The sequence below is a fragment of the Geothermobacter hydrogeniphilus genome, from assembly GCF_002898515.1.
Taxonomy (GTDB): domain Bacteria; phylum Desulfobacterota; class Desulfuromonadia; order Desulfuromonadales; family Geothermobacteraceae; genus Geothermobacter_A.
In genome coordinates this window covers 1-25,293 of record NZ_PPFX01000019.1, presented here as the reverse complement: position 1 = coordinate 25,293, position 25,293 = coordinate 1, and the positions used below count along the sequence as shown (strand labels likewise).

Below are 25,293 nucleotides of genomic sequence, written 5' to 3'. Positions count from 1 at the left end.
AGTCAGTCCTTCATCACCGGACGGAACTGTGAGCCGCAATAAAATCATCGAGAAATTGCATATATTCTTCACCGTGATAAACATTCAAAATCATCATTTCATAGGTTTTGTCAACCTCAAGTTCGTGCCGGTCGGCATAATCCCGGGGATAAACCATCATCGGCGGGTGATCCAATCCCAGTTTATCGGCAAACCCCCTGACCAAGGTCGTCAGCAACCCCGGGGGCAGATCCTCTCCGAGGACAAAACAGAAGATCACCCTATCCATCCGGGAGAGAGAAAGGCCGGTATCCGATTGATGCAGTTCAACCACGGCCATCAGTTCCCTGCCCCGCTTGATGGAATAAAGATGCCGACGACGAATCATGCCGAGGTTCCGATATTCCTTCTCAAGCACCGTCCGGCCGATCATCTTCGACTGCAGGTCCAACGCGTCGATCATGCAGCCGCCTGAAATCTGCTCGTAAAAACCCGCCAGTTCGTCCAGGTCGCCCCTGGTGGTACGGGCCACGTGCCAGTCAGGCGGAACCTTGGCCCAAGCCCATTGATCTGCAATCTCGGGAATGGTTTTGAAATAGGCAAATGCGTCCAGGCTGGCGGCTTTCTTGTTTTTCAGCTGGCTGACGATCGCCCGGTAATATTTGCGTGGGAAACGATTTTCCGGCCGATAGACGCCGGCGACATAACCGATCTTGTCCCGGCTGAGGAAGCAGGCGTTGTAGAAATATTCAGCCAGCTGCTGAATAACTTCGAAGCCGATAGCGTGTTTACCGGACCGCCGAGCCGCGTGATGCTGCTGGAACCAGGTCTGTTCATAGAGACGGATGGCCGAAAGGTGCGCCTCGATCTGTCCTTCAACCTGGAAAGTGAAGTGGCGGGCGATCGGTGTCTGCTCCAGGTAGGTCTTACGGAAGGTTTCCTGGAATCCTGCTTTACGCTTGGCCAGCAACAGGTATTTGGAGGGATAAATAAAGCCGGTTTCGAAAAAAAACTCCCAGAGAGATTCGATATCGACCGAGGGATTCAGATAAGAATGCCTGTTGCGGGCCCGCTGCAACAGCGAAAGCAGAAGCAGGTGGTCCTGAATTTCGATATCGAGCAGGGTCAGGCCGCACCGCGCCCCCCCGGCCCCGTCCTCCGACTCATTCCGGTAGACAACCTGGCCGCGACAGGGGATTTCGAAACCGGCTCCCAACTTGATGCACATCTCCGGAAGAATCATGCCGGCGATCAGCATCGACCGTTCCGGTGCCTCTTCGACACAGACCCCCAGGCCGGACAGGTCGGCCACGTTCAGTTCAAGGTAACGCCCGGTCAACGGGTGTCGGAAGGCCAGACTTGGTTCCGGCAGCAGGCAGGCCCGATGCCCCCGATACTTCTTGGTTGGAAACCTGGGGGTATTCGTGTTGACCGGGGCAAGGACAAACAACAGGGTGTCGGCCCCGTTCTCACTGCGAATCACCATCATCTCCCCGGAATAGATGACCCCCTTGTCGCTCTGCAGCGAGAGATGAACGACCTGGTCGGGCATGATCCAGTAGCGGCTGTTGGGGGTATCGAACCCCACCTCGACACACAGCGCGTGGGCGGAAAAATCGGTCAGGACTCCCTGAAAACAGATCCCATGCTGAAACAGGGTGGCCTTGATCCCCGCCAAAGGACGCATGCGGGAGTATTGCCGCTTGGGCAGAGCCTGACCCTTTTTCGGCAACTGACAAACCAACCCGTCTGCTGTAATGCGGGCATCCTCGACCGCGAAAGCGAAGGCTCGCGGTGTACCGGGCAGGATAATCCCGGAGATGACATATTGCGAGCAGTTCTCAGGCAGTTCAGAGCGCCAGCTGGCCTCAAGGGCAGTCCCGTCACATGGCAACGGAGCAGCCGTAACGGTCACCATCTGCCCGTACTTGAGATGTGAAAACTGAACCAGGATCAGTTCCTCAAGGAAGTTCAGTCGGTTCACCCGGTCAGCCAGTTGTCGCTGGGAAACGGGTCTGGTGTTCTCCTGTCTGGACACATTTTCTGAAGCCGCAACCATGGTCATAAGAACCTACCTAACGGTAGCAGGCCCGGCCGATGACCGGGATTGAATAATATTCGACCTGAATCAGTGAGTTCCTGTTGGATGAAAAGTGCAAGTGCTTGGTCTGAATGAGGTTTCCAAAAATCTGAAGCGCACCCATAGGTTCGCTGGTGATTTCTGGGAAACTCAGACAGATCAATGACTTGTGCTATCCGCCAACAAGGGGCCCACTGATTCAAGTCCGAAGCAGAGGGCTCATTACCGCGAACGGCAAAACCGGTCCCGCATCCTGGCCGGACTCCCGCACTCATCGACGGGCACAAGCAGACCGATTCAGGCCCTGCGGGCTCTGATCGAGGTCAGCTCAGGGGCTTCGTTCCCCGAACCATGATCAGGGGGGTGTAGATAAACCGCCGCGGATTGAACAGATGCTCTTTGAATTCGGTCAGGGCGGCCTCGAAATCACCGTCATATTCGGCAAAACGACAGCCGGAATTCTTGACCGCAACTTCGACTTTACTCAACCAGTTCTCACCGTCCACCGGGTTCAGTTCACCAAAAAATAGATGATGGGCCTCAACCGCCACATCGATGGCCTCAAATCCGAGATCCACCATGTGGGCGAACAGCCTGCGTCCCGCGTAGGGGTCGAAATCATGGTTCTCCTGCAGGCAGCGCAGCACATCCTGGATGGTATTTTCCATCCGTTGCGAATGACCGTAATGGAGCAGGCAATTATTGTCGAGGTCGCCGATGACCAGCAGCCCGCCCGGCTTGAGACTGTGGACCGCGTTGCGGACGACCATCAACTGGTCTTCACGAAAGTATTCCAGCAGAAACCTTATCCAGACCGCGTCAAATTGCACCGGGGACACATAGGGCTGTCGAATGTCATGCTGCACAAACTCCAGCCCGGGCGCAGCAAAGGAGGCAGCCGCCTCCTGCAGGCGTGAAGGTGACAGATCCAGCCCGGTGGCGTGGCCGGACTCACCGACGACCTGCTTCAGCACGGCAGTGGTTTTCCCAACTCCGCAACCGACGTCAAGCACGCGCATCCCCGGCTTTATTCCGGCCCAGGCCGCCTGGCGAACAACCTGCTCCGAGCGGGTTTTTTTTGCCAGGCGAGCGGCTTCTTCCGGGTGTTCCATAAGATAATTCATCGGTCGTCATCCTTTATCAATCATCGGGTTTCAGAGAGATGGGCCGGATCTCGACGCCAGATGCCCATCAACATAATGACTCAAGACCAGCCTGGTTCTTGAATCCAGGCCGGAGAAATGAACCGTAAAACCCGCCGGAAGCAACAGGTCCGGACGAGGCTCGGGATTGATCACAACCACCTTGCCGTGAAGCTGGATCAGTCCCTGTTGCGCCGGCAGGGCGAAGGTGACCGCGACTTCGTCATTTTCTTCCAGTTTTCCAACTTCGTGGCTGTTGATGTAAATTTCTTCCGGACCGATATGAACGCTGGTTCCGGTGATCACCTTGCGCGCCACCTTGACCGAAACCTCGGTCCGGTAACCGGCTCTTCGCTGCTTGAGATGTCCCAAGGGATGCCGCGAAACCGGAACGTTCCCCTGCTCTTCCGGAAGCATGCACAGCGAAACCCTCTCCAGGTAGCGAATAAAGGCAGAAACAACCTCGGGTTGAAAGTGCTTTCCCGATTCAGCGAGAAAAATCTCCCGCGCGGTGGAAATATCCATCGGCTCCCGATAGTGACGATCCGCGGTGATGGCCTCGAAAAAATCGGCGGCGGCGATAATTCTGGCACCCAGCGGAATCTCTTCTCCCTTTAAGGCATTGGGATAGCCTGTACCATCCCACTTTTCGTGATGGGCATGACAAATTTCCGGGATGTCGGCGTACAGTCCCTCGAAAGCGACCTTTTCAAGGATCTGCCGGGTACGTGTCGGATGGGTTCTGATAACCGCCCTTTCCTCCTCGCTGAGCGGCCCGGATTTTTTCAGAATGGAATCAGGAATACCGATTTTACCGTAGTCATGGAGCAGAGCCGCGCGACGGATAACATGGCAGTATTCTTCGTTCAATCCCATCTCCCGGGCAATACCGACGGAATACTCGGCAACCTTTTCCGAATGGCCGGCGGTAAGAAAATCGCGGGCATCGATCGAATCGGCCAGAACCTGCAGGGTTGAATCAAACTGAGCCGCCCGGGTTTCAAGCAGTCGGGCATTCTGGATACTGAGAGCAATCGAAGGGGCAATTCCCATCAGCAGGTTGACGTCGGACACCAGCAGCGGCTTTTTCGATTCCAGGTTGTCAACCGCCAGGATGCCGATCGACTTGCCCTCCAGAACGATCGGGACACAGAGGAAGCTCCGGGTTCTCAGCGCCTGCAGGAACTCCCTGGACTTGGGAGAAAGAGAATCCTGAATTTTGTCGACATCGTTGATCAGAAGCGGTTTCTGCTGCCGGAAGGAAACGACGAACATGCCTCGGCTGTCGGGGTTGTTGAGATTGAAGGAAATCCCGGTGAGAAGGTCCATAAACTGTTCGACATAGCCGTAGGCGCCGCAGATTTCAAGTCGTCCGGTCTCCTCATTGGCCAGCAAAATCAGACCACGGTCATAATCAAGGGTTTTTTCCAGCGCATGAACCACCGAGTCGATGACCTCGCTGATGCTGGTCCGGTTGGCGATGACATCACCGACCGCGGCCGCCATCTTCGTATTCCGATAATTCTGTTCAATCTGATCGGCCAGTTGATCTGAGGTTTCCCAGTGCTGGGCCATCCCCTGTTCCAGGTCCCGGGCCCGGACATGCTCAACCAGCCAGCTGACAAACAGCCCGATAATCAATCCGGTGGGAAGCACTGTTTTCAGAGCACCGGGTGCAACAACGAGAGTGGCCGGGATTACCGCCGCCACGCACAGGAGTACCGCGTCACGAAACCTTTTCAGAACCGTGGTGCGATTATGCTTCCAGGAAATCAGATAACGACATTGACGCCCTCCCCTGAACATGCACTCGGGATGTTCAATCTTCGGTGCCCCGACATTGAAACCGTTGATAATTGCTTCGAAAAAGCCGACCCGGTTGTCACATTGGAAGTGTTTTTCCGAAACCCCCGGCCGGGTGGTGACAACAACCTCCACCCTGGTATTGCTGATCTTGCGAAAAGAATAATCACTTGACCGGGTGAACTTCCTGGTCGAAGTACCGATCAGGGAAAAAGCCTTGAGCGGACCGGCAAGACTCAAACCATACTGCCGCATGGCCCCGAGAGTTCCGGGTGAAGCCGCAAAACGCCCCGCCTCCCGGGCGATATTTTCATTCCCCGTCAGTTGCACGCATTTTTCATAGAACAGGTCGATTTGCTTTTGGGAAAACCAGTGCCCCTGATCCGCGGTCTCATAGGGCTCCATCCCGGCATATTGCAGAATCGCGGAGCTGTCCACGTCCGGATAACGCGCCCGCAACAATTTAAGGTAGGTGTCAATGATACGGCTGTTATACAGGGCGGCTGATTGCATGGGTATCCAGAATGAAGCTCAAGCGATTCATTGACCTGACAGGCCGGCTGCTCCAGCACGTCAATCCAATAGCCGGGGATGACAACGGGGCAGAGACCCCGGTCAAACCGAGACCGGGGACGGAAGACAACCTCGAAGCGAACGGCCCCCTCAAAAAAGACAATTACATTACAGTCGCAAAAATAGTAGGATTCATTGACGATGCAGTCAACCGTAAAAACAGACAATATTATTATTTTTCCTTCTCATTTCAATTACTTGAGCAATTTTACCATTCCCGATAGAGGGTCATCCTGTTGCCGACGGCACCCTCGTCCTGCCCACTCAGGAACGTGCAGGCCCATTCCCCGCCCGGCAATGTCTTTCAGGAGCCGTAACTTCAAAACCGGCCGTCATGCTCCACGATCCGGGATTTCTTCTTGTAATAACTTGTTTTCAGGCTATTTTTAGATGACCCGGCAGTTTTCAGGAAATACCCCGTCTATGAAGCAAAGCGGCCAAGAGGAAGACCCAGTCTACAACAGCAGAATCCTGGATACCTACGTCAAATTCCTGAAATCGAAATATCCCTCGATCGACCTTAACACACTGCTTGAACATACCGGTATATCCGCTGATGAAATCGCCGACGAAGGGCACTGGTTCAGCCAGCGTCAGGTGGACCGTTTCTATGACAACCTGGTCCAGATGACTGGCCAGAACGACATTGCCCGGGAAGCCGGCCGCTTTGCCGCCTCCCCGGAATCCCTCGGCTCACTTCGCCAGTATCTGCTGGGGTTCATGTCACTCGACAAGTTTTTCGCCATTTTCGAACAGACGTCGAAAAAACTGACCAGGTCCGCAACCTATAGAACCAGGAAACTGGCCCGCAACAGTTATGAGGTGACGGTTCAACCTTATCCCGGAATGGAGGAAAAACCCTTTCAGTGCGCCAACAGAACCGGCTTTTTCGAGGCGATCGGCACTCTGTTCGGATTTGAACCGCCGGATATCGAACATTCCGAATGCCTGTTCAAGGGCGGCCGGGTCTGCCGTTATGTCATCAGCTGGAAAAAAGGGCGGACCGCAACACATCGTCGCTTCGGCCTGGCGGCCGGCGTACTTTACTGCAGCGGCCTGCTCCTGGCGGCAATTTTTCCGCCATTGCGAACCACAGAATTTTTCTGGACCGGTTACATCTTTTTCGGATTGACGCTGCTGGTTTTCTTCCAGTACCTGGAAAAACAGTGCCTGAAAAAACGTCTCACCGAGCTGCGCGAGAATTCCCAGAAGAATCTCGAACAGATCAATACCAACTACAACAACGCCCTGATCATCAACGAAATAGGACAGACGATCAGCAGGGCAACGGATATCGAAACCATCCTGTCTGACATCGTGCAGATATTTCAAACGCGTCTTGACTACCAGCGCTGCGCCATCTACCTCACCAACAAGGATCGTACCAGGCTGGTCTTCAGGCAGGGTCTGAGCCAGATTCCGGATCAACTGGACCTAGCCCGGAAAATCGATTTCCACCTCGACAATCCGTCCTCACGCGGGATTTTCATCACCGCCTTTCACCAGCAGCGCCCGATTCTGACCAACGACATCAACGAACTGAAGGATCTTTTTTCTCCCCGCAGTTTCAAACTGGCCCAGGACCTGGGAGTCAAGTCAATCATCTGCTGCCCGATCATCTGCGATGGACAATCATTGGGGATTCTGGCGGTCGACAACTTCCAGTCCAAACGCGTCCTGGTCAAGAGTGATTTAAGCCTGCTGATGGGTATCGCCTCGACACTTGGCGTCAGCATCCGCAACGCCGAACTGCTGACCACCCTGCAGAATCAACTGGACAAGATCAAGGCGCGGGATGAAGAACTGCGGCGCCACAGTGAAATTCTCGAGGAGCAGGTACAGAAACGCACCCGGGAGTTGAACGAAGCACTGATCAAAGCCCGTGATCTGGCGAACCAGGCCAACGCGGCCAACCGGGAGAAGTCGCGTTTCCTGGCCAACATGAGCCATGAAATTCGTACCCCGCTCTACGGGGTCCTCGGCATGACTGAAATCCTGCTGAAAAGCAACTTGAACGAAGATCAGCGCGCCAAGGGCCTGACGGTTTTCGAATCCGGGAAAATGCTGCTGCGGATCATCGACGACATCCTCGACCTGTCAAAAATCGAGGCCGGAAAAATCGAGTTCGAAAATATTCCGTTCACCCTGCGGGAAACAGTTGCCGCGACCATCGAGCTGTTCTCATCCCTGGCCGTGAAAAAGGGGCTTGCACTGACGCTGGATATTGACGACCGGGCACCGAACCTGTTGCGGGGCGACCCGATCAGGCTCCGCCAGATATTGTCGAACCTGATCAGCAACGCGATCAAATTCACCGAGCGCGGCGGGGTTGAGGTCCGTGTAGAAGTCCTGGAAGATCTTCCCGACCGGGCAACATTGAAATTTTCAGTCAAGGACAGCGGAGTCGGCATCCCGGCGGAAAAACTCGAACGGATTTTCGAAGGATTCACCCAGGCTGAAGACAGCGTGGCCCGCAAATACGGCGGCACCGGGCTCGGAACCACCATCGCCCGCCACCTGGTTGAACTGCAGGGAGGAGCCATCGACGTTGAAAGCAATGTCGAACAGGGAACCTGCTTCTGGTTCCGGCTCGGCTACGTAAAAGCGACGGCCGCCGTGTCGGCCGTTGCGGAAGCTGAGTCCGTCTATGATACCGAACGGGTGGAGAAACCCGTCCACATCCTTTTGGTGGAAGACAACCCGGTCAACCGGGAAATCACCAGCTGGCACCTGACCGACGCCCTCGATTGCCGGGTTGATTTTGCTGACAACGGTATCCAGGCGGTGGCCAAGACCCTCCTCGGCAGCTACGACCTGATCCTGATGGATATTCAGATGCCGGAGATGGACGGTATGACGGCCACCGCCCTCATCCGGCGCAACGGCTATACCTCCGAATCGGTACCGATTATCGGCCTGACCGCCAATATCCTCAGGGAAGACCACCAGAAATGCCTGGCGGCGGGCATGAATGATGTGCTTCACAAACCCCTGACACGGGAAACCCTGTTGGCTTTCGTGCGCAAATGGACAGCCGACAAGGGGCATGGTGAAAAACCCCTGACAGAAACAAAAAAGGTTACTGTCGACAACCGCTCAGAGAAACAGAAACGGCTCGATCTCTTCAGGGGAAACCAGGAGATGCTGAACAGGGTCACGGACATCTTCCTCCGCGACACGGAAGAAAAAGTCGTTTCCATCAAGCGGGCATCAGAGGCCGGGGACTGTAAGGCGATCGCCGGCTTCGCCCATGCCATCAGGGGCAGCGCCGGCAACCTGAGCTGTCAGTCCCTGGCGGAGATCGCCCGCAGGCTGGAGGAACGGAGCAGAGCCGGAGACTTCGACAGCATCCCCGGCATACGCAACGATCTGGAGTTGGAACTGGCCCGTTTCAGGGCAGAGGTCATAAAAGAAATCAAACCCGCTGCAGCAGATCAAGCAGGCCCCGCAGCAACTGCAGCGGAGCGGGAGGACAACCCGGAATGACGGCATCGACCGGCAGGACGGCAGAAACCGGTCCGCAACTGGCATAGGACTTTCCGAACTCCCCGCCGCACCCGGCACAGTCCCCCATGGCGACCACCAGCTTCGGCGACGGCGTGGCGGCGTAGGTTCGCTTGAGAGCCTCTTCCATGTGCTTCGAAACCACTCCGGTTACCAGCAGCAGGTCGGCGTGACGCGGCGACGCGACGAAGTGAATACCGAACCGCTCGATGTCGTAAAAGCTGTTGTTGACGGCATGCATCTCCAACTCGCAGCCGTTGCAGGAACCGGCATCGACCATGCGGATCGCCAGTGAATGACCGAACTTGCGGGCGATCTCCCGCTGACAGGCCTCCTCCAGTTCGACCGCCTCGGCCTCGGCATCGGCATCCGGCAGCGGCTCGGTCAGTTTTCCGGTACGGCGGATTCGATCGAAGATTCTGAACATAGATTTATTCCTTTTGGGCCGCCAAGTCGCCAAGTCGCCAAGAAAAGCTAAAGCATTATTTAACGCAGAGGCGGAGAGAAGCAGAGAAAATCTTTTGGGTTTAGAACCAAACACTGCTTTTGGTTTTCTTTGCGTCCTCTCCCTCTCTGCGCCTCTCCGTTAAAAAAGCTAAGGGCGATAAAGAGGCAACGCCTTCCTAAAGATCATGGCCCGAATACGATCCGTTCACCGACTTGTTGTTGACCGGAAAATCGGGCACGATGACATCCGCCAGCAGCACTTCCAGCGCCGGCCATGACAGCCAGCTCGGATCGCGGGGGAAGTAGCGCAGCACCCGCCCCTCGGCCGAGAGGCGGACATAGGCAACCGTCTCACCGCGCCAGCCCTCGACCAGGCCGATCCCTTCAACCTCGCCGCGAGGTGCCGGGCAGTCGACCCGCAGGGCGCCGTCCGGCAGGTCGGCCAGCAGCTGCTCGATCAGGCCGATAGCAATCAGCACCTCTTCGCCACGCACCCTGACCCGCTTGGCGACATCCCCCTCAAGGTAGGCCGGAACCTCAACCCGCAGTCGATCGTAGGGGGCGTAGGGGGCGTCACGACGCAGGTCATCCTGCAGGTTGCTGGCGCGACCGATGTAGCCGGTGACGCCGATCCGCCAGGCCTGGTCCGGCGGCAGGATACCGTTGCCGCGCAGCCGATCCTGCAGGCTCGGGTACTCCAGCAGCAGCGGCAGCAACTCTTCGACATCAGTCTGCAATCGTCGCAGTTCTTCCGCCATGGCGACAATCTGCCCGGCGTTGAGATCGACCGCCGCCCCCCCGGGGACGACCCGGTCGAACAGCAGTCGATGACCGAAAAGAACCTGGTTCTGCCGCTGGACCTGTTCCCGCAGGCGGGTCATCTGCACCTGGGCGAAGGCAAAACCGACATCGTTGCAGATGGCACCGATGTCACCGAGATGGTTGGCGATCCGCTCCCGCTCGGCCAGGATCGCCCGCAGGGCCTGGGCACGGGGCGGTACCTCGACCTGCAGGGCGCGCTCCGCGGCCTGGCAGGCGGCCCAGCCGTGTGCCACCGCGCTGTCACCGGAAACCCGGCAGGCCAATCGCGCCAGCCCGCTCAGGTCACGCCCGACGGCGATCTTCTCAATCCCCTTGTGGACATAGCCGAGATGTTCCTCCATCCGCAGGATGGTCTCACCGACCGCCTGAAACCGGAAATGCCCCGGCTCGATGATCCCGGCGTGAACCGGTCCGACCGGAATTTCATAGACCCCCTCCCCGGCCACGGCGGGAAAGGGATAGTTGCAGTCGGGCGGCGTCGCGCCGCTGCGACGACCGGCAACCGGAAAATCAACCCGCAGCGGGTAGTCCCCTTCCGCCCAGCCCTGGTGGCGCAGCCAGCGTCTGCGGTCGGGATGGTCGATGAAACGGACGCCGAACATATCCTGCAGGGCCCGCTCCGGACGATCAGCGGCAATGTAGGCACCCACCTGCGATGTCAGTTCCGGCAGAGCTTGATCGACCGCGGTTTCCAGCAGCAGATGGCCGTCACAGCCGAACAGCAGGGAACGGATCAGGATCTGAGGCGGACGATGATCCCCCCAGACAGCCGACCAGCGCAACCCCTGCCGCGCGGCGATATCCGCGATCTGTCCCCAGTTACCAGCGGCAACCCGCAGTCGGGCTTTCAACCCGGGCAAGGGATCGAGGGTTTCGGCAAGGTCGGCTTCTGCCAGGCGTCCGACCAGTTCGGCAACCCGCCCGGCGGTCACATCGACGGTCTGCACGCGACTCATAACAGCCCCCTTCCGACCACCATGATGGTCGCCTGATCGAGCCAGCGGGAGAGAACATCGGGGATGGCAACCCCCAGCCAGAGAACCACCAGCAGGTGCAGCAGCACCGGCAGCATGTTGGCCTTGACCGGCACCTGCCCGGCGGGCGGCTCACCGAACACCATCGGCTGCAGATGGCGGAACAGGCCGGCAAAGGCGACCGCCAGCCCGATCAGCAGCGGGATCACCAGCAGCGGCCAGCCCTTGATGGTGGCGGAAAAAAGCAGGAACTCGCTGGTGAAGACACCGAAGGGAGGGAAACCGGCAATCGCCACCACGCCGAGCAGGAAGCTCCAGCCGATGCTCGGCTGGGTACGGATCAGGCCGCGGATCTTGTCGATACTCTGGGTTCCCGCGACATGGGCGGCGTGCCCGACGGTGACAAAGATCGCCGACTTGGTCAGCGAGTGGACAATCATGTGCAGCAGGCCGCCGAAGGTCGCCAGCGGACCGCCGATGCCGAAGGCCAGGGTCATCAGCCCCATGTGCTCGATCGACGAGTAGGAGAACATCCGCTTGATATCCTTCTGGCGGTGCAGCAGGATGCCGGCGACGGTGAAGGAGAGCATGCCGAAGCCAATCATCAGGTAACCGGGCAGATGGTTGCCGAGGGCCGGTTCGATCAGCATCTTGTAGCGCACCACGGCGTAGAGGGCGATATTGAGCAGCAGTCCGGAAAGGATCGCCGACATCGGCGTCGGCCCTTCGGAATGGGCGTCCGGCAGCCAGTTGTGCAGCGGCACCAGGCCGATCTTGGTGCCGTAGCCGACCAGCAGGAAGACGAACGCCAGGGTCAGCACCGTCGGTTCGAGCTCGGCGGCATGGTCCTTCAGGACACTCCACAGCAGCGCGTCCTCGGCGCCGGGCAGCACCCGTTCGGCGGCGAAATAGACCAGCACCGTGCCGAACAGGGCCTGGGCGATGCCGACCCCGCAGAGGATGAAATATTTCCAGCCGGCCTCGATCGACTCCGGGGTCCGGTAGAGGGATACCAGCAGCACCGTCGCCAGGGTCGCCCCCTCGACGGCCACCCACAGCAGGCCCAGGTTGTTGGTGGTCAGGGCGACCAGCATGGTCAGCAGGAATCCCTGGTACATCGAATGGTAGAGCCGCATGCGGGCATCATCGACGCGTCCGATTTCCACCTCGTGGGCCATGTAGGGCCGGGAGAAAATGGCGGTCGTCAAGCCGACCAGGGCATTGACCAGCACCAGGTAGACGTTGAAGGCGTCGACGTAGAAAAGCTTGCCGGGCGACATCAGCGCCCCGTTGTTGAAAACATCGACCGCGCAGCTCAGCGAAGTGGCGAAGGTCGCGGCACAGACCAGCAGGTTGAGGCTTCCGGCATGCTTCCAATGCCCGATCAGAGCAAAGATCAGGGTCGCCGCCAGGGGAATCAGCAGGGTCAGGTAAAGGGCGATCATCGATCCACCTCGTGCAGCCGGTTCAGGTGGTCGACATCGAGTGAACCAATCCCCGAACGAAGTTGAAAAAAGAAAATGCCGAACAGGATGGCGGCCACCAGCACGTCGAAGGCCACCCCGAGTTCGACCACCATCGGCATGCCGTAGGTCGCCACCACGGCGGCGAAAAAGAGGCCGTTCTCCATCGACATGAAGCCGATCACCTGGGCGACCGCCTTGCGGCGGGTAATGATCATCAGCATGCCGATCAGGATCACCGCCAGGGAGATGGCGATGGTGTTGCGGGTCGCCAGGAAAGAGAGTTCCCGGATCGGCAGCACCACATAGTAGCTGAACAGCACCAGCGCCCCGCCGCCGATCATCACCAGCGAAGCGTTGCCGACCGTCTCGACCTCTCGGCGGATATCCAGCCGCACCACCAGCCGCCTGAGCTGCCAGGGGATGAAGAACACCTTCAACGCCAGGGTCATGAACGCCGAGATGAAGAGATGATGCCGTCCCGAGGTCAGCGCCATCAGGCAGGTGGCGATGAACAGCAGCGCACCCTGCCAGGCAAAGGTGTGGATCAGGCTGACGATGCGGCTCTGCGCCAACAGCAGAAAGGAGGTAAAGAGAATCAGCGCCGCCAGGGTCAGGACAAACTGTTCCGCCAGGGGAAGTTGGGTCAGGGTCATGATCTAGTTGACCTCCAGGATGACGTGGCTGAGCATACCGAGCAGGCAGAGAATGAAGGCCAGTCCGAGGTATTGCGGCACCCGGAACAGCCGCATCTTGGCCAGCCCGGTTTCGGCCACGGCCAGCGCCGTGCCGAGCAGCAGCAGCTTGAGCGTGATGGCGCCGAGGCCGATCAGCAACGACAGCGGCGCGAAATCGACCGCCACCCCCCAGGGCAGGAAAAGATTGCAAAGCAGGACACTGTAGATCATCAGCTTCAGCATCGCCCCCCACTCCATCAGCGCCAGGTGGCGGCCGCTGAATTCGAGAATCATCGCCTCATGGACCATGGTCAGTTCCAGGTGGGTGGCCGGGTTGTCGACCGGGATGCGGCCGGTCTCAGCCACCGCCACCAGCACCAGGCCCATGGCGGCGAAGACGAAGGAAGGATAGAGCTGGAAAGGCTGCTCGATCAGGTAGCCGATCATCGACGCCAGGTTGGTGCTGCGCACCGTCATCGCCAGGGTGAAGACCCCCAGCAGCATCGCCGGTTCGGCCAGCGAGGCGATGGTCATCTCACGCGAGGAGCCCATGCCGCCGAAAGAGGTGCCGACATCCATCCCCGCCAGGGCGAGAAAGAAACGGCCGAGGGCGAAAAATCCGACCAGCACGATAACATCGGCAATCGCCGCGGTCGGCAGGCCGATCGCCACCATCGGCACCACCGAGCAGGCCAAAGCGGTGACGCTGAAGACCACATAGGGGGCGATGCGGAAAATCGGACTGGCAGCTTCGGCGACCACCACCTCCTTGCCGAACAGCCGCAGCAGGTCACGGTAGGGCTGCCAGGGCGGCGGCCCCTGACGGGACTGCAACCGGCATTTGATCCATTTGACCCAACCGGCCAGAAACGGCGCGCCGAAGGCCAGCAGGCCGGTCTGAACAAGGGCGAGAAGCCAGCCTTTCATAACGACACCACCAGCAGCAGCACAATCAGGGTAAAGAAGGAGTAGGCGAGATAGGCGCGGATATTGCCGCCCTGGATCATCGCCATGCGGCGGGCGGTCGTCAGCAGCAGCCGACCGATCGGCTCATAAACCTTGAGCCAGGCCCAGTCACCTATCTTCAGCTGATAACGACCGCCCTGCTCTTCAGCTGTCGGTGCCCGGTACGATTCCGTGATCGGCCACACCGGTCGGAAAATCCTCCGGATCGGCATGGTGAAGGCGGTGGCGGTGTATTGCATCCGCGCGTTCAGGGGACCGAAACCACAATCCCAGGCCGGGGCTCTCCGCACCGGAAAACGGCGACGGCGGGGATGCATCCAGAGCCAGGCCAGCACCCAGGCCAGGCCGATGCCGAGCAGCACCAGCGGCGCCCCGTAGGAAGCGACCTGCGACGACACCGGTGTCAACCAGAGCCAACCATGGGCGGTCGTCTCCGGCATGCCGCCGGGGAAAAACAGCCGGGCGATATGTTCCAACTGCCCAACGGTCCAGGTCGGCAGCACTCCAAACAGCAGGCAGAGTACGGCCAGAACGATCTGGCCGGCCAACGGCCCCGGTGTGGTTTCTGTGGCCGCGGCGCTTTTCTCGCTGCGCGGCAGGCCGAGAAAGCAGATGCCGAACACCTTGACGAAACAGGCCGCCGCCAGCGCGCCGGTCAGCGCCAACACCGCCGCGGCAACCGGAATCAGCGCCCCGAGGATGTTGTTTTCCAGCACCGGGCCCTGCAGCGCGGTCTGAAAGGTCAGCCACTCGGAAACGAAACCGTTGAACGGCGGCAGGGCCGAAATGCTGATGCAGCCAACCAGGAAACAGGTGGCAGTCACCGGCAGCCGCCGGATCAGGCCGCCCATCTTTTCCAGGTCATGTTCATGGCTCTGCTGCAGGACAACCCCGGCGCCGAAGAAGAGCAGACTCTTGAACAGGGCATGGTTGAGACAGTGATAGAGGGCGGCAATCAGGCCGAGGGCGGCCAGTGCCTGATGCCCGGTGCCGGCGAAAATCATCGACAGGCCGAGGCCCATGTAGATAATGCCGATATTCTCCACGCTGTGGTAGGCCAGCAACCGTTTCAGGTCATGCTGCATCAGGGCATAGAGGACTCCGAGGATGGCCGAGGCGCTGCCGACAAAGAGGACCAGCGCACCCCACTGCCAGTGAATCCCGCCGAGCAGATCGTAGCTGAAACGAATGAAACCGTAGACCGCCACCTTGAGCATGACTCCGGACATCAACGCCGAGATATGACTGGGCGCCACCGGGTGTGCCTGCGGCAGCCAGACATGCAGCGGCACCACTCCGGCCTTCATGCCGAAACCGACAAAGGCCAGCAGGAAGGCCACGCTGCTCCAGCCCGGCGAGAGCGTGGCGGCGGCCATGTGGGCGAAATCAAAGCCATGGCCGAAGCCGGACAGTACCCCGTAACCGAGCAGGATGAACAGCCCGCCGACCTGGGCCATCAGCAGGTAGATGAAGGCTGCCCGCCGGTTGACTTCATGCTGGTGCTGGTAGGCAACCAGGAAATAGCTGGTCACCGACATCAACTCCCAGGCGATCATGAAGGAAAAGGCGTCGGCGGCCAGCAGCACCAGCTGCATGCCGGCCACGAACAGTCCGGTGAACAGGGTCAGCGGCAGCAGCGGCTGCGGACCCTGTTCATATTCGCGCACATAGGCCGGTCCGTAGATGGCGGCCACCAGGGTCACCAGGCTGACCACCGCCAGAAAAAAGCCGGCAAGCGGATCGAGCTGCAGGTGACTGTGCAACCAGGGCAGACCGACCGGCAGCACGATGCTGTCCGATTGGGTATTGCCCAGCGCCATGCCCCCGGCAATCATCCCGAAGATGCCGGAAATGCCGAGCAGGGGAAAGGCAATCAGCCTGGCTGCGGCGTTGCTGCCGGGCCGAACAAGGGGCAGCAGGCCGGACAGCAGGGCCGCGCCGACGGCTGTGAAGGCAAGGGAAAGGGGCATGGTTACAGGGGGCCTCCTTGAGATGAAGCAGAATCGGCGGGATCACCGGGAGACACTGCGGAACGGTCCCGCTGATCATGTTCCATGGCCGCGAAAATTTCTTCCCGGTTCCCCTGCCGGTGCAGCACCTCACGCACCTCGGCGTTGTGCAGGGCATGGGCCACCTGGCGCAACAGGTGCAGGTGGGTACGCAGGGTCGGCGCCAGGGGAAGGAAAAGAATCCCGACCGGACGGCCGTCGAGGGCGCCGAAATCGACCGGATGTTCAAGAAAGGCCAGGGTCAGGGTCGGCTGATTGAGGTTGAGCAGACCGGGACTACGCGGATGCGGCAGGGCAACTCCGCCGCCGAAAGCGGTTGACGCCAGCTCTTCACGGGCGATCAGAACCTGTCGCAGGTAGTCACGATCTACCTCCTCGGGCAGGTGCAGGTGGCTGACCAGGGAATGCAGCACCTCGTCCCGGGTACGGCCATCGAGACGGTAAATGATGCCGCCGGTCCCGAGGGCATCCCGCAGACCGGGCAGCGGCCGCGCGTCCTGTTCCGGGTCGGCATGGGCATCGGGAGAGACGCCGAGTCGACGGGAGGTCGCCCACTCGATCAGTTCGGCGCGATTGAAGCGATAGCTGCCGTGGACCTTGTAGGCCGGAATCGCGCCCTGCTGAATCCAGCGATAGACGGTCTTTTCCGAAACTTTGAGAAGTGCCGAGGTGTCCTTGACTGACAGATTCATAGAAATTCCCCGCAAAACATTATTCTAATTGGACATTTCTGGACATTGTTCCCAGGCAGACCAAAATGTCAAGAAGAAAGTCATTGAGAAGGAAGAAGAGCCCAGACAAACTCCCCCCCGCTGAAGACGGAGGGCGTTTTCTTGAGGAGAACGGGGTCAACGCTTACCAAGCAGGCGCAGCAAACCGTCGAGCAGGGTGTAGGGATGTGGCGGGCAGCCCGGAACGTAAAGATCAACCGGCAATAGTTCGCCGACCCCGGAGTTGGTTTCAGGGCTGTCACAGAAGGGGCCGCCGGCAATGGCGCAGGCGCCGGAGGCGATGACCAGTTTCGGTTCCGGCAGAGCGGCGTAGGTATCGAGCAGGGCGGCCTGCATATTGCGAGTTACCGGTCCGGTCATCAGCAGACCGTCGGCGTGACGCGGTGAAGCGACAATCTGGATTCCGAAACGACCCAGGTCATAGGTTGGCACTCCCAGGACATTGCAGTCGGCTTCGCAGGCGTTGCAACCTCCGGCGCTGACCACTCGCAGCTTCAACGATCGGCCGAAGAGCTTTTTCAGTTTGTCGTCCAGCGATTCGGCCAACGGCAACTCCTCCCTCCCCAGAAACAAGTTCTTACGCTTACGCACTGCCAGGCGATAATCATTGCTGAACTTGATGATGTCATGCGGGCAGACGCAGTTACTGCAGAACAGGCAGCGTCCGAGATCAAGAACCGGTGCCCCCTCCTTCAGCTCAATGGCGCGGGTCGGGCAATCATCGGCACAGCTCTGACAGCCGTTTTGACAGCGTGATGCATCGATCTGCGGCAGGCCGCGGAACCGTTTGCTGAGGACAGGCTCAACCCGCGGAAAGGCGCTAGTGCGATTGCCTTGACGAAATCTTTCCGACAGAATTTTCAGCATTTTGATCTCTCCTAAAGATCGAAGCCGCAGTACGACAGGTTAAAGCTCTTGTTGCAGAGCGGAAAGTCCGAAATCTGCTGACCTCGCAGGGCCATGGCCAAACCGTTCCAGTTATGAAAGGAGGGATCGACCAATTTGTAGCGGTCGAATTTTCCCCGGCCGTCAGTGACGACGACATGCACCAGTTCGCCACGCCAGCCTTCGACCATGGCCACCGCCAATCGGTTCGGTTGTAACGGACCCAATGCGACCCGCAGATCTCCGTCCGGCAGCTTCTGAAGCAGTTGCCGCACCATGGCAAAGGAGGCGGCGATCTCCCGGCGACGGAGCAGGGCGCGGGAATGAACATCCCCTCTTTTCTGGCGGACCATTTCGATAAAATCCCCATCCGCTGGTCCCGGATGGGTCAGACGCAGGTCACGGTGCAGACCGCTCGCCCGTGCCGCCATGCCGACCAGTCCCAGTTCGGTGGCGATTTCCGCGCTCAGAATGCCAACTCCATCCATTCTCGCCAGCACTGAGGGGGAATCATAAAATAGAGCTAGGGCACCGTTGACTTCGTGCTCGATGACGGTCAACCGTTCGAGCAACTTGCGGCATTCATCCGGATTGAGATCGAAGTTAACTCCGCCGGGGATCAACAGACCGCGACCGAAGCGGCTACCACAGAGTTCGGCGGTCAGATTGAGGATGTTGCCGCGGATGCTTCCACAGTAACTGGCGGTAGGTAGAAAACCGGTATCGCCGGAGAGAGCACCGACATCACCGACATGGTTGGCCAACCGTTCCAGTTCCAAGGCCAGGCTGCGTAAAGCCTCGGCCCGCTCTGGAGCCTGGACCCCAGCCAGGGTTTCAAGATTCCGGCAGTAGGCGCAGGCATGGCCGATGCTGGTATCGCCGGCGGCGGCTTCGATCTGCTTCAGGCTGAGTTTGTGCGGTCCGCCGCAGAGCAGCTTCTCCAATCCACGGTGCTGGAAGCCGAGGGAAATTTCCAGGTGCTTGACCTCTTCACCGTGGCACTGGAAACGGAAATGGCCCGGTTCGATGACCCCGGCGTGGACCGGGCCGACGGCGACCTCATGGATCTCTTCCCCTTCGACCCGATAGGCACTGAAGTCGCCGGCGAGCGGTGCCGGTGCTTCCTCCTCCCGCCAGTTACGTTCGAACCGTACCGGTTTCAACCAGGGATGACCGACCGGTTGCAGACCGAACTGCTCGGCCACCTCCCGTTCAAACAGTTGCAATTGCGGGCACTGGGCTGCAAGCGAGGGGAAACATTCACTGATACGGGTCTGCAGAAGCTGCAATTTACCACTGTTATCATTCGCCAGCAGGCAGATTAAATCAAACTGTCCCTCCTGTCGCGGCCGGGCAAAATAGGCTGAAACCCGTAGCCCGTCAGCCACTGAATGGAGCAGTCTGCTGGCGAATTCCTCCACCGGCAAGGGATGAATGTCATTGAGCGGCAGGGAACTGTTATTTTTCAACTGCATCGACAGGCTCATGGCTGTACCTCCAGTAGGGCGGCAGCGCCATTGAACAGCCGATGCAGTGGTTCAGGCAGAAACAACCCGAGCAACAGGATCACAGCCAGCAGCAACAACGGCGGCAGGACTGTCAACGGGGTGTCACCAAAACTTTTTTTCTGTACCGGGGCCGTCGATCTGCCGAGGGTTGCCGGGAGCAGGGTACCAGCCATACCGATAAAGACCAGACCCAAAAGAAGCAACAGAGCAATGCCGATCCCCGCCTGATGCAGGCTGAAAGCACCTCTCAAGATACTGAATTCACTCTGGAACAGGCCGAACGGTGGCGACCCGGTAATGGCCAGGAAACCAAGCAGTAACAGAGTGCCGGAAGCCGGAACCCGTTCAATCGCGCCATGCACCTGATCGAGTTGTTTACTGTCGAAGGCCCGCTGCAGGTTGCCGGCACAAAGAAACAACGAACCCTTGGTGAAGGCATTGTTGAGCAGGTGGAACATGGCACCGAAGGTCGCCGCCCCGCCGATGCCGACGCCGATAGCAAGAATCCCCATGTGCTCGATACTCGAGTAGGCGAGCAACCGCTTGATATCCGGTTGGCGCACCATGAAAACCGCCGCCAGAGCGACCGAAAGTAATCCCAGAATCAACAGTGAACGCTGCGCCGATTGCATCAGCCCGGCTGCCGCCATCACCTGCACGCCGCGCATCACCCCGAGGAAGGCAACGCTGGTCAGCCCTCCGGCCAGCAGCGCACCGACCATCCCCGGCGCCTCTCCATAGGTGTCTGGTTTCCAGGTATGCATCGGCGCCAGTCCCATTTTGGTGCCGAAACCGATCAGCAGAAAGATGAAACCAGCCTGCAGCCAAGGGTGAGAGAGCTTGGGCCCAAGCTGAAGTAACGTGACAAGCTGCAGATCGACCGGCACTCCCTGGTTGACCGCCGCATAAGCAATGGCAAAGATACCGAGCATCGCCAAGGCAATGCCAACCGAGCAGATCAGCAAGTATTTCCAGGTTGCCTCGATGGAGTGGCGATTGCGGTTAAAGTAGATCAATGGTGCGCTGAACAGGGTGGTTGCCTCAATCGCGACCCAGAGCAGGCCGAGATGCCGGCTTAATGTCGCCAAAAGCATACTGAAGAGAAACATCAACATGCTGGCGACAAAAACCCGGTTGTCGCGTTCGGGGCGCATCCGCAGGTAGCCGAAGCCATAGCAGCCACAGCCGGCAAACAACAGACTGACGACCAACAGCACCAGTTTGCCGAGCGGATCGAGGCTGAACCAGTGGCCGACGACCAGTTGACTGGAGAAAACCAGTGGCAACGCTAATGCGGCACAGGCCAAACCCGCCACCGGTAGCAGCAGAGGTCGCCAACGGTTAGACGGGATCAGCAACGCCAGCAGCGCCAGCGGCAATGGAATGATCAGCAGTGACAGCATGACATCTATTCCTTCAGTTCGGTCAGCGGCTGGGTATCCAGCGTCGAGAATTCGCGTTTGATCTGGTGCAGGACGATGCCCATGATGAAGACGGCGACGAGCAGGTCAAGCAGCACCCCTGCTTCGACCATCGCCGGCAGAACCTTGGAAATCAGTGCACCGAAGATATAAATGCCGTTTTCCAGCACGAGGTAACCAAGTACCTGGGTGAGGGCTTTGCGCCGGGTGATAATCAGCAGGAAACCGCAGCCCATGGTCGCCAGCGCGGTCGGCACCACCAAACTGTGGTGGTGTTCCAGGGCCAACGGCAGGGTGTCGGCAAACAGAAAGGCACCGGCGGCCACCACTACCCCGACAACCAGGGTCGGGATGAAGCCGATCAGCGATTCAATTTCTCGCTCGATCTGCAGTTTGCGCATTGCCCGCAGCAGCATCAGCGGGATAACGATCCCCTTGAGCAGCAGAGCTCCACCGCTCAGCATCAGGGCCTGGCCTTCAAAACCATGCAGCAGCAGTGGATAGCAGGAGATCAAAGCCCCCTGCAGGGCGACCGCCTCGACACAGGCACGCAGACGCTGGCTGGCGAGAACGTAGAAGCCGAGCAGAATGACTGCAAACGGCAGCAGTTGCAACAGTTGTTCAGTCATCATCTCACCTCAAAATAAGAATCAGCCCGAAGGCCGCCAGAAGCCCAGACCCGATCAGCAACGCCGGCACCCGCGGCAGCGGCAGCCGGGCCATGACCGATTCAATGATGCCGATCAGCAGCGCCAGCAGCAGTTGCCCGGCGATAAACAACAAAGTCGTCGCGGCCAGATCGGTCGGCAACAACGGCGGCAGACTCAGCTGAACTACCAGCCCGCCGAGAACCCAGAGCTTCAAGGCACTTCCATATTCAATCAGGCCGAGTGCCGGACCACTGTGGTCGAGAACCATGACCTCGTGAATCATGGTCAACTCCAGGTGGGTGTTGGGGTCATCGACTGGGATACGGGCATTCTCCGCTAGCACAACCACCAACAGGGTGACCAGTGCCAGGCCGAGAGTCACTCCCTGGGCAGGCCAGGCGACAGCCAGCTGTTGCGGTGCCAGCATCTGCTGCAGAGAGAAACTTCCAGCCAGCCGACCGAGCAACAGCAGGACCAGAAGCACCGCCGGTTCGGCGAGGCAGGAAAAACTGACCTCGCGCGCTGCGCCCATTCCCTCAAAGGCTGAGCCAGTATCAAGAGCGGCGCTGGCAGTAAAGAAACGCAGCAGGCCAAACAGGTAGACAAACAGGATCGCATCGCCACCGAAACGCACTGGCGCAGCCAGGCCGCCGAAAGGGAGCATAAGACTCGCTGTCAGCGGCACCGCCACGGCCAGCAGCGGGCCGACAAAAAAGATCCAGCTGGTGGTCGGACTGACGACCATCCCCTTACGCCGGAGACGATTGAGATCAAAATAAAGCTGCAAGACCGGGGCACCCTTGCGACCACCGAAAAAAGCCTTGGTTTTGGCAATGATGCCAGGCAGAAGCGGCGCCAGCAACAGCAGCAACAGACTATGCAGAATCAGCAGTGACAGCAGGTTCATTGTGCGCCTCCGAGGAGCGAAGAGAGGGCCAGCAGCCCGGCGACTGCCAAGCCCATGTAGAGCAGGTAGATACCAATGATCCCTTGCTGCAGTTGCCTCCGCAGCCAGCGGCAGGCCTGGGCGATGTGGGTTGACAACGGCAACACCATTCGGTCGAGTACCAGATCGGGGGTATGGCTGGAAAAATGACTTTCGGTCGGCATTGTCCCCAGAACCTTACAGTCATGCTTCTGCGGCCAGAGTCCCCAACTGAACAGGCTGACCAAGGTGTCGGCAAAAGAGGAAGCGGTATACTGCATCCTTTCAGTGGCGAACTGGTAGCCACAACCCCAGGTTGCTCCTCTCTGCTGCGGGTAACGGTGCCGTTGCCAGTTCAACCAGCCGAACAGCAGCAGCAGTACCAGCAGCAACACGCTGGCAGCAATGCTCAGCCATGGCAGTCGGGCGACGGCAAAGGTGGCGGCGGCAGTATGCAGTTCGGTTCCCCAGTCGAGGATGGCCCGCCGCAGCAGCGGTTGAACCACCCAGGGGATCAGACCAAGCAGGCAACAGAAGAGGAGGATCAGGCTCATCGACAGCCACATGGACGCCGGTGCTTCGTGCCCATGGCGAGCTGCCTCCGTGCGCGGGTTGCCGAGAAAGGTGATACCGAAGACCTTCACAAAACAGGCGACCGCCAGCCCGCCGATCAGGGCCAGCGCCGGGGCGAACATGGCACTCAGGGCAACCCCGATGCTACTGTGCTGCACCGCCTGGAAAAAGCCGAGATAGATCAGCCACTCGGAGACGAAGCCGTTCAGGGGCGGCAACCCGCAGATGGCGACCGCCGCGCCAACGAACAAAACCGCGGTTTTCGGCATCGACTTGATTAGCCCGCCGTAGCGGTCGATCTCCTGGGTACCGGTGGCATGGATCACCGCTCCGGCAGTGTAGAAAAGTAGGGACTTAAACAAAGAATGGTTGATGACATGCAACAATGCACCGGCCAAACCGAGGCCGGTCAACAGTGGCAGATGATAACTCCGGCCGATCAGTGCCAGCCCTAATCCTATGCCTATGATGCCGATATTTTCGACGCTGTGGTAAGCAAGAAGCCGTTTTAAGTCGTGCTGAGCGATGGCATAGGCGACTCCCATAACCCCCGAAATGGTCCCAATGACGAGTAACAACCACCCCCACCAGGCCGGCGGCGCCGTGTAAAAACCGGCCACCCTGACAATACCGTAGATGCCGGTCTTGATCATCACCCCGGAAAGGATGGCCGAGACATGCGAAGGGGCGCTGCCGTGGCCACCCGGAAGCCACAGGTGCAACGGCATGAAACCGGCCTTGGAACCGAAACCGAGCAAGGCCAGGAAGAAAATCAGACCAGCCAGCGGTGCAGTCCCGTCAAGGCTCTGCGGCTTGACAAAATCGAGGCTGCCGGTCGTCTGTCCCAAAAGAACGAACATCACCAGCAGAGCCGCAGTGCCAAGGTGAGTCGCGGCGAAGTAAACGTAGCCGGCCTTGCGTACCGGTTCCTTGTCATCCTCAGTTGTGATAAGAAAATACCCGGCCAGCGCCATCAACTCCCAGACGATAATGAACAGCACCGCATTGGCAGCCAGCACCACGAGCGCCATGCTCCCGGCCAGAAGTCCGTAGCAGAAGCGCAGCTTGCGGCCGTTGCGTTGGTGCTCCGCCTGCTTCCAGTAACCAAGCCCGTAAAGGGCGCCGCAAAAGGAGATGATGAAAATTGGCAGCAGAAAGATCAGCGCCACTCCGTCGGCACTCAGACTCAGACTGCCACCGGGCATTGACCAGGGCAGGTGCAGCAGCAGGGGCACAGGCGAACGCAACACACCAGCCACACCGGTCAGGCCGCAGACGGTTCCAGCGGCAACCAGCAACAGAGCGATCCGTTCCCCCAAACCGGATGCCCGGGACAGCAGCAAGCCGGGCACACCGGAAACAAGCAGCAATAAGGCACCGGTGAGAAGCAGGTTCATGGTCATTCGTTCATCTCCTATCAAACAGTGTCTATCGCAGAAAGAATTACGGATGGGTCAGTTTTTCTTCGACAGTGAGGATCTCCTCCTGCCCCCCCCCAAGGGAGGACGCCCCGCATGACCGGACCACACAACACATAAACCAGGCATAAAAACTGACCAAAAGAGTCTTTATTGCCGGCAAAAAGGGCTGGAAAAGATAATTACACCGGTTTGCGGTCAAGTACCCGATAGTCGATCGGCCGCACCGAGAAGCAGTGTAACCGGGTCGGGCGATTGAGGTGCAACAGGCAGACCACAGCTTTAACCAAAAACTCATAAAAAATCTCAAAATCTACTTCCATGATTGGACAATTTTGGACATTATCTACAGAAGGGAGAAAATGTCAAGGGTTGACTTCATCCCAACATTATTCAAAAATACGAATAAAGTAACCCTGTCGACCGGGGTGCCCCAAGGAGGTTTTTCATGCCGATCTATGAATTCCACTGTGCGGCCTGCGACCGGACATTTGAGAAGCTGAGTCACAGCGACGTCACCGAACACCCCTGTCCCGACTGCGGCGCGACCGCCGCCAAGGCGATCTCAATTCCAGCCAAAGGCCAGGTCGGCGCGGCCGCCACGGGAGCCCCACCCTGCGCCGCTGGCTGCGGAAAATCATCCGGCTTCACCTGAGGCTGAAAACAAGGCCGGGCGTGACCCGGCCAGATCGGGTAGGAGGCGGGGTTGCCCCCGCCGTCCTCCCACACCACCGTGCGTACGG

Annotated in this window: 19 protein-coding genes; 3 read left to right on the top strand and 16 right to left on the bottom strand. The window is 59.0% G+C overall.

The genetic code is table 11. The features are described 5' to 3' along the window. Window positions 1–13: 13 nt before the first annotated feature. The 3 genes from C2E25_RS09455 to C2E25_RS09445 form a co-directional block, all read right to left on the bottom strand. A complete protein-coding gene (locus C2E25_RS09455) occupies window positions 14–1,963 on the bottom strand; it encodes a hypothetical protein (protein ID WP_146032937.1) in 1,950 nt (649 codons plus the stop codon). Window positions 1,964–2,382: 419 nt separating this feature from the next. Next, complete coding sequence (locus tag C2E25_RS09450) at window positions 2,383–3,183, bottom strand: class I SAM-dependent methyltransferase (RefSeq protein WP_103115506.1); 801 nt, start codon at window positions 3,181–3,183, stop codon at window positions 2,383–2,385. 30 nt (window positions 3,184–3,213) lie between these two features. Then, window positions 3,214–5,517 (bottom strand): HD-GYP domain-containing protein, encoded by a 2,304-nt coding sequence (locus C2E25_RS09445; RefSeq protein ID WP_103115505.1) that lies wholly within the window; start codon window positions 5,515–5,517, stop codon window positions 3,214–3,216. 11 nt (window positions 5,518–5,528) lie between these two features. On the opposite strand from C2E25_RS09445, the gene C2E25_RS09440 reads away from it, so the two are divergent. Continuing rightward, complete coding sequence (locus tag C2E25_RS09440; protein ID WP_103115504.1) at window positions 5,529–5,801, top strand: hypothetical protein; 273 nt, start codon at window positions 5,529–5,531, stop codon at window positions 5,799–5,801. A gap of 199 nt (window positions 5,802–6,000) precedes the next feature. Next, entirely contained in the window at window positions 6,001–9,063 is a 3,063-nt protein-coding gene (locus C2E25_RS09435) for an ATP-binding protein (protein ID WP_158247205.1), read from the top strand. Here the strand turns inward: C2E25_RS09435 and C2E25_RS09430 are convergent. The 13 genes from C2E25_RS09430 to C2E25_RS09370 all read right to left on the bottom strand — a co-directional run bounded on the left by C2E25_RS09430 (window position 8,993) and on the right by C2E25_RS09370 (window position 24,535). Beyond that, window positions 8,993–9,508, bottom strand: coding sequence for an NADH-quinone oxidoreductase subunit B family protein (locus C2E25_RS09430; RefSeq protein WP_103115502.1), 516 nt, complete (start codon window positions 9,506–9,508; stop codon window positions 8,993–8,995). The two genes, C2E25_RS09435 and C2E25_RS09430, sit on opposite strands and share 71 nt — an antisense overlap. Before the next feature lie 196 nt (window positions 9,509–9,704). Further along, window positions 9,705–11,306 (bottom strand): NADH-quinone oxidoreductase subunit C, encoded by a 1,602-nt coding sequence (locus C2E25_RS09425; protein ID WP_103115501.1) that lies wholly within the window; start codon window positions 11,304–11,306, stop codon window positions 9,705–9,707. Next, window positions 11,303–12,769: a hydrogenase 4 subunit F gene (locus tag C2E25_RS09420; RefSeq protein ID WP_103115500.1), complete on the bottom strand. Its 1,467-nt coding sequence runs from the start codon at window positions 12,767–12,769 to the stop codon at window positions 11,303–11,305. The genes C2E25_RS09425 and C2E25_RS09420 overlap by 4 nt, the downstream gene beginning before the upstream one ends. Further along, the gene (locus C2E25_RS09415) at window positions 12,766–13,443 is read right to left on the bottom strand and encodes a formate hydrogenlyase (protein ID WP_103115499.1); all 678 of its coding nucleotides are present in this window, start codon (window positions 13,441–13,443) and stop codon (window positions 12,766–12,768) included. The genes C2E25_RS09420 and C2E25_RS09415 overlap by 4 nt, the downstream gene beginning before the upstream one ends. Before the next feature lie 3 nt (window positions 13,444–13,446). Next, entirely contained in the window at window positions 13,447–14,391 is a 945-nt protein-coding gene (locus tag C2E25_RS09410; RefSeq protein WP_103115498.1) for a respiratory chain complex I subunit 1 family protein, read from the bottom strand. After that, window positions 14,388–16,400, bottom strand: a complete 2,013-nt coding sequence (hyfB, locus tag C2E25_RS09405; protein WP_103115497.1) for a hydrogenase 4 subunit B — start codon at window positions 16,398–16,400, stop codon at window positions 14,388–14,390. Before hyfB ends, C2E25_RS09410 begins: the two co-directional genes overlap by 4 nt. Before the next feature lie 2 nt (window positions 16,401–16,402). After that, window positions 16,403–17,131, bottom strand: coding sequence for a PTS sugar transporter subunit IIA (locus C2E25_RS09400; protein ID WP_103115496.1), 729 nt, complete (start codon window positions 17,129–17,131; stop codon window positions 16,403–16,405). 156 nt (window positions 17,132–17,287) lie between these two features. Continuing rightward, window positions 17,288–18,037 (bottom strand): hydrogenase, encoded by a 750-nt coding sequence (locus C2E25_RS09395; protein ID WP_103115495.1) that lies wholly within the window; start codon window positions 18,035–18,037, stop codon window positions 17,288–17,290. An 11-nt stretch (window positions 18,038–18,048) separates the two neighbouring features. Further along, a complete protein-coding gene (locus tag C2E25_RS09390) occupies window positions 18,049–19,542 on the bottom strand; it encodes an NADH-quinone oxidoreductase subunit C (RefSeq protein WP_103115494.1) in 1,494 nt (497 codons plus the stop codon). Then, on the bottom strand, window positions 19,539–20,966 hold the full coding sequence (locus C2E25_RS09385; protein WP_103115493.1) for a proton-conducting transporter membrane subunit: 1,428 nt from the start codon (window positions 20,964–20,966) through the stop codon (window positions 19,539–19,541). Before C2E25_RS09385 ends, C2E25_RS09390 begins: the two co-directional genes overlap by 4 nt. 5 nt (window positions 20,967–20,971) lie before the next feature. Further along, window positions 20,972–21,613, bottom strand: a complete 642-nt coding sequence (locus C2E25_RS09380; RefSeq protein WP_233189386.1) for an NADH-quinone oxidoreductase subunit K — start codon at window positions 21,611–21,613, stop codon at window positions 20,972–20,974. Between the two features lie 4 nt (window positions 21,614–21,617). Continuing rightward, window positions 21,618–22,541 carry a respiratory chain complex I subunit 1 family protein gene (locus tag C2E25_RS09375; RefSeq protein ID WP_332882161.1) on the bottom strand — a complete coding sequence of 308 codons (924 nt, stop codon included), beginning with the start codon at window positions 22,539–22,541 and terminating at the stop codon, window positions 21,618–21,620. Then, a complete protein-coding gene (locus C2E25_RS09370; RefSeq protein WP_103115491.1) occupies window positions 22,538–24,535 on the bottom strand; it encodes a proton-conducting transporter membrane subunit in 1,998 nt (665 codons plus the stop codon). The genes C2E25_RS09375 and C2E25_RS09370 overlap by 4 nt, the downstream gene beginning before the upstream one ends. A 463-nt stretch (window positions 24,536–24,998) precedes the next feature. On the opposite strand from C2E25_RS09370, the gene C2E25_RS09365 reads away from it, so the two are divergent. Then, on the top strand, window positions 24,999–25,205 hold the full coding sequence (locus C2E25_RS09365) for a zinc ribbon domain-containing protein (protein WP_103115490.1): 207 nt from the start codon (window positions 24,999–25,001) through the stop codon (window positions 25,203–25,205). The last annotated feature ends 88 nt before the right edge of the window (window positions 25,206–25,293 follow it).

Bases quoted from the DNA above. Each gene is read 5' to 3' on its own strand.
- C2E25_RS09375 (WP_332882161.1), bottom strand. From the start codon at position 22,541: ATGAACCTGCTGTCACTGCTGATTCTGCATAGTCTGTTGCTGCTGTTG.
- C2E25_RS09395 (WP_103115495.1), bottom strand. From the start codon at position 18,037: ATGCTGAAAATTCTGTCGGAAAGATTTCGTCAAGGCAATCGCACTAGC.
- hyfB (WP_103115497.1), bottom strand. From the start codon at position 16,400: ATGCCCCTTTCCCTTGCCTTCACAGCCGTCGGCGCGGCCCTGCTGTCC.
- C2E25_RS09390 (WP_103115494.1), bottom strand. From the start codon at position 19,542: ATGAGCCTGTCGATGCAGTTGAAAAATAACAGTTCCCTGCCGCTCAAT.
- C2E25_RS09450 (WP_103115506.1), bottom strand. From the start codon at position 3,183: ATGAATTATCTTATGGAACACCCGGAAGAAGCCGCTCGCCTGGCAAAA.
- C2E25_RS09410 (WP_103115498.1), bottom strand. From the start codon at position 14,391: ATGAAAGGCTGGCTTCTCGCCCTTGTTCAGACCGGCCTGCTGGCCTTC.
- C2E25_RS09440 (WP_103115504.1), top strand. From the start codon at position 5,529: ATGAAGCTCAAGCGATTCATTGACCTGACAGGCCGGCTGCTCCAGCAC.
- C2E25_RS09400 (WP_103115496.1), bottom strand. From the start codon at position 17,131: ATGAATCTGTCAGTCAAGGACACCTCGGCACTTCTCAAAGTTTCGGAA.
- C2E25_RS09415 (WP_103115499.1), bottom strand. From the start codon at position 13,443: ATGACCCTGACCCAACTTCCCCTGGCGGAACAGTTTGTCCTGACCCTG.
- C2E25_RS09385 (WP_103115493.1), bottom strand. From the start codon at position 20,966: ATGCTGTCACTGCTGATCATTCCATTGCCGCTGGCGCTGCTGGCGTTG.
- C2E25_RS09370 (WP_103115491.1), bottom strand. From the start codon at position 24,535: ATGACCATGAACCTGCTTCTCACCGGTGCCTTATTGCTGCTTGTTTCC.
- C2E25_RS09435 (WP_158247205.1), top strand. From the start codon at position 6,001: ATGAAGCAAAGCGGCCAAGAGGAAGACCCAGTCTACAACAGCAGAATC.
- C2E25_RS09425 (WP_103115501.1), bottom strand. From the start codon at position 11,306: ATGAGTCGCGTGCAGACCGTCGATGTGACCGCCGGGCGGGTTGCCGAA.
- C2E25_RS09430 (WP_103115502.1), bottom strand. From the start codon at position 9,508: ATGTTCAGAATCTTCGATCGAATCCGCCGTACCGGAAAACTGACCGAG.
- C2E25_RS09365 (WP_103115490.1), top strand. From the start codon at position 24,999: ATGCCGATCTATGAATTCCACTGTGCGGCCTGCGACCGGACATTTGAG.
- C2E25_RS09380 (WP_233189386.1), bottom strand. From the start codon at position 21,613: ATGACTGAACAACTGTTGCAACTGCTGCCGTTTGCAGTCATTCTGCTC.
- C2E25_RS09420 (WP_103115500.1), bottom strand. From the start codon at position 12,769: ATGATCGCCCTTTACCTGACCCTGCTGATTCCCCTGGCGGCGACCCTG.
- C2E25_RS09445 (WP_103115505.1), bottom strand. From the start codon at position 5,517: ATGCAATCAGCCGCCCTGTATAACAGCCGTATCATTGACACCTACCTT.